Here is a 13404-nt window from a genome sequence, read left to right as displayed (position 1 = left end):
CCCACCCCCTGGCCGAAATCGGTGATCGATCAGGCGCCTGGCCCGGGCCAGGGCCGGCTATCGAGCCAGGACCACCACGAGCGTGGCGAGGCACCCGATCAGCACCGTGGTGCCGGCGAGCATGCCGTACGCCCACCAGTCGCGCGGCTGCTGCCGCGCCTGCTGGATCGGACGGGTTGGCTGGTTCCACGAGGCAGGTGCGGGCCGGCTGGTGTTGATCGGCCAGCGGGATGCGGTGCGGGTGGTCGATTCGACGATCACGGTGCCTCCGGCAGCGTCAGGGGTCGCTGTTGCGGGTCGGACATGGGAGACCGGACGGGACCCCGGTGAGGTGTGGGACGAGCTGTCCCGTCCGGTCGAAGGGACGGCCTTCGCACCATGGCCGTCCCTTGTGGACAGCGATCGTCCGGCGCCCGGCGTTACGGCCGGCTGTCGGCGCTGCCTTGACGCAGCCGGCGGTTCCACCACCCGGGGCGGGTCTGCGCCAGCCGGCGTAGTCGCCGGTGCTCCCAGTGCTGGAACGCGATGAGCCCCGGCACGAGTCCGAGCATGGCGATCGGCAGGTACCGGCGGGCGGTGCGGTTCTCCCCGGCGATGGCGAGCAGGCCGGTGACCCCGGAGAAGTAGAGGATCGGGTTGTAGAACGGCATCAACGTCGGTCCCAGCCCCTCGCAATCCTCCAGCCAGGGCAGACCGGTCCGGGTGCGACGAGTCGGCCAGCCGAGCAGATGAGCCGAGATCGCCGCGACGCCGAAGCCGTTCGCCGCCGCCAGCAGCGGGTCCGCGGACTCGTCGCCGGTGCTGGCCGCCAGGACACCGCCGGTCACCAGGGTCCAGAAACCCGCGGCGGCGTACGGCCCGATCACCGAGGCGAGCGGCATACCGACGCCGGCCCCCAGTTCGAACGCCACGTGGCCGGCGAGGCTGACCACGGTCAGCCGGGTCAGCGGCCGCCGTTCCGCGCGGTGCCCGCCGGCCCTCGGTCCTGTCCGCCATGATGCCGTCATAACGTGTCCGACTTTACGTGCCCTGCGGCATTCCTCCGGGAAAACCCGAGCCTGCCTACCGGGCCAGCAACTCGTATGCGAAGGCCCCGGCCTGCACGCCGATGTAGTTGCCGACGGCCAGCAGCAGCACGGGCGCGTACGCGGCGACCCCGCGCAGCCGCCCCGACTCGCGGAGCGCCCGCACCATCTCCCGGGCCAAGATCGCGGAGCGGGCCCAGCAGAGCGCCACCATGAGCAGCGTCATCAGCGTGATCGCGTCGCTGATGGCGCCCAGCAGGTCGGGGAAGCCGTACCGGGCCGGATCCCGGCCGGCCTCGACGAACAGGTGCTCGCCCATCCGGAAGCCGAGTGCCGTGCCGAGGATCGCCCCCACCGCGGAGAACTCCCCGATGTGCGTGAGGAAGCTCCTGGTCGACGGCGGGGTCACCGGGAGCATGAGCACCGTGGTCAGCTGGGTCAGCGTGGAGACCGCCAGGAACACCACGACGGCCGCGACGGCCGCGACGACGACGCGCCACGGCCGGGGGATCAGGCCGGGGTCGTCGATGTACCGGGCGGCGAGGTGCCCGCCCAGCACGACGACCGCCATGAGGGCGGCCATGACGAGGGCGGCCGGGCTGGACCGGAAGAGGGTGGTGCGCTCTGGCGCTGCCGGCCGCTCGTCACGCTGCACGGGGAGGGCGGGCCGGCGGGTCGCGGGTCGGGTGCGCTTCTGGCGGGCCACCGGGCCAGGGTAGGGGCGGCCGGCAATGGCGCGGCCGGGGTCGGCGCGTGCCGCCGACCCCGGCCGCGATGGTCAGCGCTGGGCGCCGACGGTCGCGGGCGCCGGCCAGCTGTCGGTGAAGACCGTCGATATCAAGGCTTCCCGGTCAATCGACAGCCGTAAGTGACGGGAGAGTCCGGCCCCGCTGGCGATTTGTGAACGAGGCCAAGCTTGATGTGACCCGATGGCGTGCCCTACTCTCCTCGAAGGAGGCAACAAGTGAACAGCCGCTAGTGAGGAGCGCCGATGACACGGCGAGCACTCGTGGCGGGCGTGGGCATGGTCCCGTTCGCCACGCCGAGGACCAGCCAGCCGTACGACGTGCTGGGCGAGCAGGCGACGCGCGCCGCGCTCGCCGACGCCGGCATCGACTACGCCCAGGTCCGGCAGGCGTACGTCGGCTATGTGTACGGCGACTCGACCTGCGGGCAGGCCGCGCTGTACCGCGTCGGGCAGACCGGCATCCCGGTCGTCAACGTCAACAACAACTGCTCGACCGGCTCGTCCGCGCTGTACCTCGCCCGCCAGGCCGTCGCGTCCGGCGCGGTGGACTGCGTGCTGGCGCTGGGGTTCGAGCAGATGCAGCGCGGCGCGCTCACCACCCACTGGTCGGACCGGCCCACCCCGTTCGACCGGTTCCACGAGGTCTCGGACCGGCTCCAGGGCGCCGACGACGCCCCGATGGCCGCCCGCTTCTTCGGCGGCGCGGGCGCGGCGTACGCCGACCAATACGGCACCCGACCGGAGACCTTCGCCGCGATCGCCGTGAAGTCCCGCCGGCACGCGGCCAACAACCCGTACGCGGTGTTCCGCGACCCGGTCACCGTCGAGGAGGTGCTCACCTCGCCGCACCTCCACGGCCCGCTGACCCGCCTGCAATGCTGCCCGCCGACCTGCGGCGCGGCGGCCGCCGTGCTGTGCAGCGAGGACTTCGCCCGCGCGCACGGCCTGCGCACCGACGTGGCGATCCGGGCGCAGACGATGACCACCGACCGGCCGTCCACCTTCGACAGCGGCGACCTGCGCACCCTGGTCGGCTACGAGATGTCCCGCGAGGCCGCCCGGCAGGTCTACGAGAGCTCCGGGGTGAGCCCCGACGACCTGCGGGTGGTGGAGCTGCACGACTGCTTCACCACCAACGAGCTGCTCACCTACGAGGCGATCGGGCTGACCCCGGAGGGCACCGCCGAGAAGTTCATCGCCGACGGCGACAACACCTACGGCGGCCGGGTGGTGACCAACCCGTCCGGCGGCCTGCTGTCGAAGGGGCACCCGCTCGGCGCCACCGGGCTGGCCCAGTGCGCCGAACTGGTCTGGCAGCTGCGCGGGCAGGCCCAGGCCCGGCAGGTCGACGGCGTCACCGTCGCGTTGCAGCACAACATCGGCCTCGGCGGGGCCGCGGTGGTCACCCTCTACGAGAAGCGGAGCTGAGGCGATGCCCGTCGACCCCGACAAGGCCCGGGCGCTGGCCTTCCCGCCGGTCACCGTCACGGTGGAGCGCGGCCGGCTGCGCTTCTTCGCCAGGGTCATCGGCGAGACCGACCCGGTGTACGTCGACCTGGCCGCCGCCCGCGCGGCCGGCCATCCGGACCTGCCGGTGCCACCCACGTTCTTCTTCAGCCTCGAGATGGAGGCGCCGGATCCCTGGTCGTACCTCGCCGACCTGGGCGTCGACCTGCGGCGGGTGCTCCACGGCGAGCAGGAGTTCGTCTACCACGCGATGGTGTACGCCGGCGACACGGTCGAGCTCCGGCCCCGGATCGTCGACGTCTACACCCGCAAGGGCGGCGCGTTGGAGTTCCTGGTCAAGCGGACCGACGTGCTGCGCGGCGACCACCTGGTGGCCGAGGCGACCGCCGTCGTCGTCGTACGCGATCCGGAGGTGGCCCGGTGACCACGGTGGACGACCTCCGGGAGGGTGCCGAGCTGCCGCCGCTGCGGCTCCCGCCGATCACCCGGACCACACTGGCGCTGTTCGCCGGCGCCTCCGGCGACCACAACCCGATCCACATCGACCTCGACGTGGCCCGCTCCGCCGGGCTCGACGACGTGTTCGCCCACGGCATGCTCTCCATGGCGTACCTCGGCCGGCTGCTGACCGGTTGGGTGCCGCAGCACCGGATCCGTTCCTACCGGGTCCGGTTCGCCGCCATCACCCCGGTGCACGCCGAGCCGACCTGCACCGGGCGGGTGGTGGCCGTCGCGGACGGGCTGGCCACCGTCGCGCTCGCCGTCACCCTCGCCGACGGCACCACCACGCTGACCGGCGAGGCGGTCATCGACCTCACCTGACGTACGAAAGGTTCAGCCCATGGCAAAGCTCGACGGCAAGGTGGCGATCGTCTCCGGCTCCGGACGGGGCATCGGCCGGGAGATCGCCCGCAAGCTCGCCGCCGAGGGGGCGGCGGTCGTGGTCAACGACCTCGACGAGGAGCCGGCCGCGCAGACCGTCGCCGACATCGCGGCCGTGGGCGGCCGGGCGGTGGCCTGCGTCGGCAGTGTCACCGAGGACGGCTTCGCGCAGCGGTTCGTCGACACCGCGGTGGAGCAATTCGGCGGCCTGGACGTCATCGTCAACAACGCCGGCTACACCTGGGACACGGTGATCCAGAAGATGAGCGACGAGCAGTGGGACGCCATCCTCGACGTGCACCTCAAGGCGCCGTTCCGGATCCTGCGCGCCGCCCAGCCGGTCATCGCCGCCGCCGTCAAGCAGGCCCAGGCTGCCGGCGAGCCGGTGCCGGTCCGCAAGGTCGTGAACATCTCCTCCGTCGCCGGCCTGCACGGCAACGCCGGCCAGGTCAACTACGCCGCCGCCAAGGCGGGCGTCACCGGCCTGACCCGGGCCCTGGCCAAGGAATGGGGCCGCTACCAGGTCACCGTCAACACCGTCGCGTTCGGGCTGATCAAGACCCGGCTCACCGAGGCGACCGCCGCCGGGGACAGCACCATCGACGTGCAGGGCCGGCAGATCAAGGTCGGCGTCAACCCCGACCTGCTCTCGGCGGCCGAACGCATGATCCCGCTGAACCGGGCCGGCACCCCGGCCGACGCGGCCGGCGCGGTCTACCTGCTGACCATCCCCGAGTCCGACTACGTCACCGGCCAGACCCTGGTCTGCGACGGCGGATTCATGATCTGACGGCCCGCCATGAGACGGAAGCTGTTCGAGACCGAGCACCAGGCGTACCGGGCCAGCGTGCGGGTCCTCCTGGAGAAGGAGGTCATCCCGCACTACGCGCAGTGGGAGCAGGACGGCATCACCCCACGGGAGCTGTTCACCAAGCTCGGCGCGCTCGGCGCGCTCGGCTTCGGGGTGCCCGAACGGTTCGGCGGCACCGGCATCAGCGACTTCCGGTACAACGCCGTCCTGCAGGAGGAAGGCGCCCGGCTCGCCGTGGCACCCGCGGTCCTCGGACCCAGCCTCCAGGCCGACGTCTGCATGCCGTACTTCCTGCAACTGGCCACCGACGAGCAGAAGGCGCGCTGGCTGCCCGGCATCACCTCCGGCCGACTGGTCACCGCCGTCGCCATGACCGAGCCGGACACCGGCTCCGACCTGTCCGGCATCCGCACGAAGGCGGTGCGCGACGGTGACCACTACGTCATCGACGGCGCGAAGACGTTCATCTCCAACGGCATCAACGCCGACCTGGTGATCGTCGCGGTCCGTACCGGCGAGCACCCGCACCGGGGCCTCAGCCTGATCGTGGTGGAACGGGACACGCCCGGCTTCACCCGCGGTCGCCGGCTGGCGAAGGTCGGCCTGCACGCTCAGGACACCGCCGAGCTCGCCTTCACCGGTGCCCGCGTCCCCGCGGCCAACCTGCTCGGCGCCGAAGGTGAGGGGTTCGCCGGGCTGACCCGCAACCTGGCCCAGGAGCGGCTCTCCTGCTCGGTGGCGGCCATCGCGCAGGCCGCGGCGGCCCTGCAGTGGACCATCGACTACGTCCGGCAGCGCCGCGCGTTCGGCAACCCGATCGGCACCCTCCAGCACACCCGCTTCACCCTCGCCGAGCTGGCCACCGAGATCGACATCACCCAGGCGTACGTCGACCTGTGCGTGCTCGCCCTCAACGCGCGGGAGCTGGACCCGGTCGACGCGGCCAAGGCCAAGTGGTGGAGCACCGAACTGCAGGGCCGGGTCATGGACACCTGCGTCCAGCTGCACGGCGGGTACGGCTACCTGACCGAGTACTGCATCGCCCGCGCCTGGCTGGACTCCCGCGTCTCCCGGATCTACGCCGGCACCACCGAGATCATGAAGGAGATCATCGGCCGGTCGCTGCAACTGGGGGCGTCGTGACCGCGCACACCGCCGCACCCGCCCGCCCACCGCGCGGCACCCGGCCGCGCAACCGCCGCGCGCTGATCCTCGCCGCCGCCGCCGAACTGTTCCACCGCCGCGGCTACGGCCAGCTCACCATGGGCGACCTGGCCGACGCGGTCGGCATCGGCCCGTCCGCCCTCTACCGGCACGTCGACGGCAAGCAGCACCTGCTGCGCGAGGTCCTCACCGGCGGCCTCGCCCCGGTACGGGAGCTGCTGACGAGCCTCGACCTGACCGAGCGGACGACCGCGCTGCGCCGGCTCGGCAGCCTCGCCCTCGACCACCGCCAGCTCGGCCTGCTGTGGCAGCGGGAGGCCCGGCACCTCTGCCCGGAGGACCGGGCGGCCTTCCGGGCGGAGCTGCACGAGGTCGGCGCGCTGCTCACCCGGCAGGTGCGCACGGTCCGGCCGGCCCTCGACCCGGCCGCCGCCGAGCTGCTCGCCTGGGCGATGATCAGTGTCCTGACCAGCGTCTCCTTCCACCGGCTCGACCTGCCCCGCGCCGACTACGTCGACCTGCTCGCCGAGCTGTGCGGCGCCGTGCTGGACACGCCGCTGCCCGACCCGGGCACGCCACCACCGGCCCGACCGGAGCCGGCCGGCCTGGTGCCGGCCGCGCGCCGCGAGGCGCTGCTCATCCAGGCCGTACGGATGTTCGCGACGCACGGCTACACCGAGGTCGGCATCGAGGACATCGCCGCCGCCGTGGGCATCGCCGGCCCCAGCATCTACCACCACTTCCCCAGCAAGCTCGACCTGCTGGTGACCGCCCTCCGGCGCGGCGCGGCGGTCCTGCTCACCGACGTCGCCACCGCCTACCGCACGGCCACCGACGCCACCGACGGGCTGCGTACGCTCGTCCGCGGCTACGTCGGCTTCACCCAGACCCACCACGACCTCGTCGACCTGCTGATCACCGAGGTGGAGCACCTCCCCGAGGACGAGCGCCGGGACAGCCGGCAGACCCAGCACGACTACATCAGCGAGTGGGTGCACCTGCTGCGCGCCGACCGTCCCGGCCTCGACCCGACCGCCGCCCGGGTGCGGGTGCAGGCCGTGCTGACCGTCGCCAACGACGCCGCCCGCACCCCACGGATCCGGGCGTACCCGGCGCTGCCGGCCGCGCTGGAGGGCATCGCCGCGCACCTGCTCCAGCTCTCCTGACGAGCGCCGGCCCGCCCGGTCACCAGCGGCACCCTGGTGACCGGGCGGACGTACCGGTCCCGCGGCGGGCGGCTCACCGCGAGATGTCCTCCAGGGACCGCTGGCGGGTCTCGATGCCCGCCGCCAGCACCACAGCGAGCGCGAGGGCGCAGGCGATCGCGAAGGCGAGGAAGACCGAGCCGGCCCCGAGGCTGGTGCCGAGCAGCCCGCCGACGAGCAGCGGGGAGAGGATGCTGGCCAGCCGGTTGACGCTGCTGCACGTGGAGGTCGCCCAGGCCCGCATCCGGGTCGGGTAGAGCTCGGCGGTGTAGAGGTAGAGCGCGCTGGTCGGGGCGGTCGCGCCGACCGCGAACAGCGCCACCGTCGCGAGCAGCATCGGCCAGGCGTGCACCCCCAGCACGCCGACGCCGACGAAGCCCACCAGCGCGCCGGCCGTCATGATGACGAACCCCCCGGTCAGCAGCGGCTTACGCCCGATCCGGTCGGCCAGGAACGCGGTCAGGTAGACCATCGCCAGTTGCAGCACGCCGACCAGGACGGTCAGCCCCAGTGCCTGGGTGGTCGCCAGGCCGCCGACCCGGACGTACAGCGTCGGCATCCACACCGCGTACCCGTAGCCGACGAAGAAGGTGAGGAACCAGATCGCCGCCAGCATCAGCGTGCGCCGCCGGTACGCCGGGGCGAACAGCTCCCCGAGCCGCAGCCGGCCGTCGGCGGCCGGTGGGGACGGCTGCGGCGGCGCCAGGTCGACCCCGCGCGCCGTCGCCTCCTGCTCCATCCGCGCCACGTACGCCTCCGCCTCGACGCGCCGGCCCCGCTCCGCCAGCCAGCGGGCGGACTCCGGCAACCGGAACCAGGCGTACGCCGCGACGAGCACCGGCAGCGCGCCGACCGCGAGCAGTACCCGCCAGCCCGTGTCCTCGCCGAAGCCCTGCAACGCGACGATCCCGACGACCGGCGCCGCGAGCAGCCCCCAGTTGAAGGTGGACTGGTAGGCGACGGCGATCCGGCCCCGGTTGCGGGCGCCCAGGTACTCGTTGATGAGCGTGGCCGCCACCGGCACCTCGGCGCCGAGGCCGATGCCCTGCACCGCCCGCAGCACGCCGAGGCTGGGGGCGCTCCAGGCGACGGCGGCCACGGCGGAGAAGACGCCGAAGGTGACCAGGGACAGGATGAACGCCGGCCGCCGGCCGAACCGGTCGGCGAGCGCGCCGATGACCACCGCGCCCAGGAACTGGCCCAGGTATCCGGCGGCCACCAGGATCCCGGCCTGCGCGGTGCTGATGTCGAAGTACGCGATGAGCACGGTCAGGATCACCGCGATACTGGTCGAGTCGAATCCGTCGAAGAAGGTGCCGACGCCGAGCGTGCCGGCGAGCCGGTAGTGGAACCGGCCCACCGGGATCCGCTCGATGCGGCCCGGGATGTCGTTGGCCGCCGGCTCCGCGACGGCCGGCTCAGTTTGTCGAAGCTGACCTCTCTGTGTCATCGAGGGCTCCTCGTGCTGGCATTGCGCTAGACCCGGCGCGCCTGCCCGGCCCAGTACTCCTCGCGCAGCTCGCGCTTGAGCACCTTGCCGACGGCGGACCGGGGCAGTTGACGGAACAGGACCTCCTTCGGGGCTTTGACGCTGCCGACCCGCTCCTTGCACAGTGCGATCAGGTCCGCGGCGTCGACCTCGGCGCCGGGCTTGACCTCGACGACCGCGGTGACGCGCTCGCCCCACTTCTCGTCCGGCAGCCCGATCACGGCACAGTCCTTGACCGCCGGATGGCCCCAGATGACCTGCTCGACCTCGCTGGGGAAGACGTTGAAGCCACCGGAGATGATCAGGTCGCGCTTGCGGTCGACGATGTAGAGGTAGCCGTCGTCGTCGAGGTGACCGACGTCCCCGGTGGCCAGCCAGCCGCCGTCGAGTTGGACCGCGGCGGTCTGCTCGGGATCGTGCAGGTACCCGCTCATCCGCAGCGAGCTGCGTACCACGATCTCCCCGGGCTCGCCGGGCGGGCAGGGGCTGCCGTCGTCGCCCAGGACGGCGACGTCCGCCACGACGGTCTGCCGTCCGCAGCTGGCGAGCCGCCGGTGCAGCGCCGGGTCGGCCAGGGCCTCGGCGTGCTCCTCGGGACTCAGGAAGGTGCACATCATCGGCAGCTCGGTCTGCCCGTAGAACTGGGCCATCACCGGCCCGAAGACGTCCAGCGCCTCTTTCAGCTTCTGCACCGACATCGGGGCCGCGCCGTACAGGAACCAGCGCAGGCTGGACAGGTCCCGCCGCCGGACGTCGGGGTCGGCGAGCAGGGCGTAGATCGCCGTCGGGGGCAGGAACAGGCGGGTGACCCGGTGGCGTTCGATCGACTCCAGGATCTCCCCGGGGACCACCGTGGCGTGCACGACGTTGGTGCCGCCCGCGCTGAGCACCGGGAACACCGCCGCGCCGGCGGCGTGGGTCATCGGCGCGGCGACCAGGTGCACCGGGCTCCGCTCCGGCATGTGGGCGTGGAACCCGGCGAGCATGGTGGCGAAGGCGCGGTGGGAGACCTGGACGATCTTCGAGCGCCCGGTGGTGCCGCCGGTGCCGATCAGCGCGGCGATGGCCTCCTCGTCGAGCGGGGGCAGGGGCACGTGCGTCCCCTCCGGCGCCAGCCAGTCCGCCAGGGCCGGATCGTCGCCGGACGGCCCGTCCATCGCCACGAAGTGCTCGATGGTCGGCACGGCCGCGCGAAGCCGGTCCACGTCGGTCCCGGCCGCGTAGAGCAGGGCGCGGGCCCCGACGGTACGCAGCAGCGTGGCGATCTCCTGCGGCGTCGACCGGGCGTTCACCGTCACCCAGGTGCAGCCGGCCCGCAGCACGCCGAGCACGCAGGGGAAGACGATCGGCGAGTTGGGGCTGGCCACCGCGACGGGTGCGCCCGGGGGCAGGCCCACGCGGTGCAGGGCCGCCGCCACGCGGTGGGTGATGGCCGCCGCCTCGGCGTACGTGACCGCGCCGGTTCCGTCGGGGCGGACGAACGCGATCCCGCCGGGGTTGATCCGTACGCCGCGGTCGAAGAACTCGATCAGGTGCATGGGACCTCCTCCCCGCTCAGGCGACGACGCACCGGTTGGCCTGCTCGCCGAGGCCGGCGATCACGGTCCGCAGGGTCTGGCCGGCGGCGAGGAAGACCGGAGGCTTGCGGGCCGCGCCGATCCCGGCCGGCGTGCCGGTGGCGATGAGGTCGCCGGGCACCAGGGTGATGATCGAGCTGACGTACGCGATGATCTCGCCCACCGGGAACAGCAGCTCGCCGGTGCTGGCCTTCTGCATGACGGTGTGGTCCACCGCGCAGGTCATGTCCAGGTCGCGGGCGTGGTCGACCTCGTCCGGGGTGACCAGGTACGGCCCCACCGGGGTCGACCCCTCGAACGTCTTGCCCTGCAGGAACTGCGAGGTCCGCAGCTGCCAGTCGCGCATCGTGACGTCGTTGACCACGGTGTAGCCGGCCACGGCGGCCAGGCCCTCCTCGGCGCTCGCGTGCCGGACCGGGCTGCCGATGACCACGCCGAGCTCGACCTCCCAGTCGACCGCGTGCGACTGCGGCGGCAGCACGAGGTCGTCGTACGCGCCGATCAGGCTGCGGCTGTACTTGGCGAAGATGGTCAGGTGTTCCGGGGTCGGCAGCCCGACCTCGGCGATGTGCGAGGCGTAGTTGACGCCGACGCAGATGATCTTCTCCGGCCGGGGGGTGAGCGGGGCGAAGTCCGCCTCGGCCAGCGGCACCGACCGCGCGGCCGGCGCGGCGGCGCGCTCGCGCCAGCCCGGTCCGGCGGCGAGGAGTTCCCCGACGTCGCGGAACGGCAGGAGGGCGATCTCGCTGCCGTCCACCCGGCCCGCGTGCGTCTCCCCGTCCAGGCGGATCGTCGTCAGTCGCATGCTCTGTCCTTTCTGGCCGCCGGGCGACGGTCGCGCCGGCGGCGGGCGAAGGTTGATCGACGTCTGCACATGCTTGAACGTGAACTGTAGACTACCAAGCGCGATCTGGATACAGTTGCGGCGCGATCGGATGCAAGCTACGACGCCAGCGCCGACTGTCGAAGGAGACGACATGCCGATCAGGGCCGCGGTCGACATCGGAGGGACCTTCACCGACGTGGTCGCGTACCACGAGGAGACCGGTGAGCTGCTCCTGGGCAAGGCGCTCAGCACCCCGCGCGACCTGATCGAGGGGGTGTTCGACGGGCTCACCGCCGCCGACGTCCCGCTCGACGAGCTCGCCTTCCTGATCCACGGCAGCACGATCGTGGTGAACGCGCTGATCGAGCGGCGGGGCGCGCGTACCGCCCTGGTCACCACAGCCGGTTTCCGCGACGTCTACGAGATCGGCCGGATCAACCGCCCGGACGCCTTCAACCTCTCGTTCACCCGGCACCGACCCCTCGTACCCCGGGACATGGTCTTCGAGGTGCCGGAACGGATCGCGGCCGACGGCACGGTCCTGCGCCCGCTGGACGAGGACCAGGCTCGCGGGGTGGCCCGGAAGCTGGCCCGGCTGGGCGTCGAGGCGGTGGCCGTCGCCTTCCTGCACGCCTACCGCGACCCGGCCCACGAGCGCCGGCTCGGCGAGATCCTCCGCGAGGAGCTGCCCGGCGCCTACGTCACGCTCTCGCACGAGATCAGCCGCGAGTACCGCGAGTTCGAACGGACCTCGACCGTCGTCGCCAACGCCTTCGTCGGGCCGGTGGTCAGCGACTACCTCGGCCGGCTGGACCAGCGACTACGCCAGGGCGGCGCGCGGACCTCGCTGGCGATCATGCAGTCCAACGGCGGCGTCTCCGACGTGGCCACCGCCTCCGCCCAGTGCGTGCAGATGCTGGAGTCCGGACCGGCCGGGGGAGTGGTCGGCACCATCGCGCTCTGCGAGGCCCTCGGCTACCGCGAGGCGATCGCCTTCGACATGGGCGGCACCACCGCCAAGTCCGCCGTCATCCGGGACCTCACCTTCCCCGTCGCCAGCGACTACTTCCTGGGCGGGTACCGCACCGGGCTGCCCATCCGGATCCCGTGCCTGGACATCGTCGAGGTGGGCACCGGCGGCGGCAGCGTCGCCTGGCTCGACGAGGCGGGCGGCATCCACGTCGGCCCGCGCAGCGCCGGCGCCGAACCCGGCCCGGCCTGCTTCGGGCGCGGCGGCACCGAACCGACCATCACCGACGCGGCCGTGGTCCTCGGCCACCTGTCGCCGGACGGCCGGCTCTCCGGCGGCCTGCCGATCGACGGGGACGCCGCACACCACGTGATCGCGGCGCTCGCCGACCGGCTCGGCCTCGACCCCGTCACCGCGGCCGCCGGGGTCATCGCCATCGGCGCCGCCGCCATGGCCAACTCGGTCCGCGCCGTCACCACCGAACGGGGCCTGGACCCGCGCGACTTCGCCCTGTTCGCCTACGGCGGCAACGGGCCGCTGCACATCTCCCTCGTCGCCCGGGAACTCGGCATCACCCGGGTGGTGATCCCGCCGGTGCCCGCGGTCTTCTCCGCCCTCGGCATGCTCATGGCGGACGCCCGGCTGGACCTGGTGCAGACCGGCGTACGCACCCTCGGCGCCACCGATCCCACCGAGATCGAGGAGGCGTACCGGGCGCTGGAGGTCGAGTGCGCGCAGCGGCTGCGCGACAGCGCGATCGGGTTCGACCAGCTGGAATTCCTGCGCGCCGCCGACATGCGCTACGTCGGCCAGGAGCACACGGTGACGCTGCCCGCGCCGCCGCTGCTCGGCGCCGACGACGGTGACGACCCGCTCAAGCGGGCCTTCGACGCGGCGCACGAACAGCGCTACAGCCACAGCGCCCCCGGCGAGCCCGCCCAGGTGGTGAGCCTGCGGGTGTCGGCGGTCGGCAAGCTCACCAAGCCGGACGTCCCGAAGGTCGCCGCCGGGGACCTCGCCCCACCGGCCGGGGCCCGCACCGGTACCCGCGAGGTGGTGTTCGACCCGGTCCACGGCGCCGTGCCGGCCGCCGTGTTCGACCGCGCGAGGCTGCTCGCCGGCAACCGGATCGCCGGCCCGGCCGCGATCGAGGAACCGACCACCACCACCCTGCTGCGGCCGGGCGACACCGCCCGGGTGGACGAGTTCGGCAACCTCCTGGTCGAGATCGGAGGCTGAG

At 72.9% G+C, this 13404-nt stretch carries 13 protein-coding genes; 7 read left to right on the top strand and 6 right to left on the bottom strand.

The annotated features are described in order from the left end of the window. Positions 1-57: 57 nt before the first annotated feature. The 3 genes from ACGFI9_RS22615 to ACGFI9_RS22605 all read right to left on the bottom strand — a co-directional run bounded on the left by ACGFI9_RS22615 (position 58) and on the right by ACGFI9_RS22605 (position 1731). Positions 58-261 (bottom strand): hypothetical protein, encoded by a 204-nt coding sequence (locus tag ACGFI9_RS22615; protein WP_393180619.1) that lies wholly within the window; start codon positions 259-261, stop codon positions 58-60. Between the two features lie 158 nt (positions 262-419). Beyond that, positions 420-1007, bottom strand: coding sequence for a hypothetical protein (locus ACGFI9_RS22610; RefSeq protein WP_393180617.1), 588 nt, complete (start codon positions 1005-1007; stop codon positions 420-422). Positions 1008-1062: 55 nt separating this feature from the next. Beyond that, the gene (locus ACGFI9_RS22605; RefSeq protein WP_393180615.1) at positions 1063-1731 is read right to left on the bottom strand and encodes a hypothetical protein; all 669 of its coding nucleotides are present in this window, start codon (positions 1729-1731) and stop codon (positions 1063-1065) included. Between the two features lie 285 nt (positions 1732-2016). Between ACGFI9_RS22605 and ACGFI9_RS22600 the strand changes: the two genes are divergently transcribed. The 6 genes from ACGFI9_RS22600 to ACGFI9_RS22575 are packed head-to-tail and all read left to right on the top strand — an operon-like array spanning position 2017 to position 7263. Beyond that, on the top strand, positions 2017-3201 hold the full coding sequence (locus ACGFI9_RS22600) for a lipid-transfer protein (protein WP_393180613.1): 1185 nt from the start codon (positions 2017-2019) through the stop codon (positions 3199-3201). A 4-nt stretch (positions 3202-3205) separates the two neighbouring features. Next, entirely contained in the window at positions 3206-3664 is a 459-nt protein-coding gene (locus tag ACGFI9_RS22595; protein ID WP_393180611.1) for a MaoC family dehydratase N-terminal domain-containing protein, read from the top strand. Then, complete coding sequence (locus ACGFI9_RS22590; RefSeq protein WP_393180609.1) at positions 3661-4062, top strand: MaoC/PaaZ C-terminal domain-containing protein; 402 nt, start codon at positions 3661-3663, stop codon at positions 4060-4062. The genes ACGFI9_RS22595 and ACGFI9_RS22590 overlap by 4 nt, the downstream gene beginning before the upstream one ends. A gap of 19 nt (positions 4063-4081) precedes the next feature. After that, a complete protein-coding gene (locus ACGFI9_RS22585; RefSeq protein ID WP_393180607.1) occupies positions 4082-4912 on the top strand; it encodes an SDR family NAD(P)-dependent oxidoreductase in 831 nt (276 codons plus the stop codon). Positions 4913-4921: 9 nt separating this feature from the next. Next, a complete protein-coding gene (locus ACGFI9_RS22580; RefSeq protein ID WP_393180606.1) occupies positions 4922-6076 on the top strand; it encodes an acyl-CoA dehydrogenase family protein in 1155 nt (384 codons plus the stop codon). Next, positions 6073-7263, top strand: coding sequence for a TetR/AcrR family transcriptional regulator (locus tag ACGFI9_RS22575; protein ID WP_393180604.1), 1191 nt, complete (start codon positions 6073-6075; stop codon positions 7261-7263). Before ACGFI9_RS22580 ends, ACGFI9_RS22575 begins: the two co-directional genes overlap by 4 nt. Before the next feature lie 73 nt (positions 7264-7336). Here ACGFI9_RS22575 and ACGFI9_RS22570 read toward each other — a convergent pair whose 3' ends face one another. The 3 genes from ACGFI9_RS22570 to ACGFI9_RS22560 are packed head-to-tail and all read right to left on the bottom strand — an operon-like array spanning position 7337 to position 11173. Beyond that, a complete protein-coding gene (locus ACGFI9_RS22570) occupies positions 7337-8752 on the bottom strand; it encodes an MFS transporter (protein ID WP_393180602.1) in 1416 nt (471 codons plus the stop codon). A gap of 26 nt (positions 8753-8778) precedes the next feature. Beyond that, positions 8779-10329 (bottom strand): AMP-binding protein, encoded by a 1551-nt coding sequence (locus ACGFI9_RS22565; RefSeq protein ID WP_393180600.1) that lies wholly within the window; start codon positions 10327-10329, stop codon positions 8779-8781. 16 nt (positions 10330-10345) lie between these two features. Continuing rightward, on the bottom strand, positions 10346-11173 hold the full coding sequence (locus tag ACGFI9_RS22560; protein ID WP_393180598.1) for a fumarylacetoacetate hydrolase family protein: 828 nt from the start codon (positions 11171-11173) through the stop codon (positions 10346-10348). Positions 11174-11345: 172 nt separating this feature from the next. Between ACGFI9_RS22560 and ACGFI9_RS22555 the strand changes: the two genes are divergently transcribed. Next, on the top strand, positions 11346-13403 hold the full coding sequence (locus ACGFI9_RS22555; RefSeq protein ID WP_393180596.1) for a hydantoinase/oxoprolinase family protein: 2058 nt from the start codon (positions 11346-11348) through the stop codon (positions 13401-13403). Position 13404: the final 1 nt, after the last annotated feature.

The organism is Micromonospora sp. NPDC048930, assembly GCF_043197935.1.
In the GTDB taxonomy this organism is placed as follows: domain Bacteria; phylum Actinomycetota; class Actinomycetes; order Mycobacteriales; family Micromonosporaceae; genus Micromonospora.
Note: the sequence above shows the minus strand (reverse complement) of the source record. Positions and strands in the feature narration are given on the sequence as shown.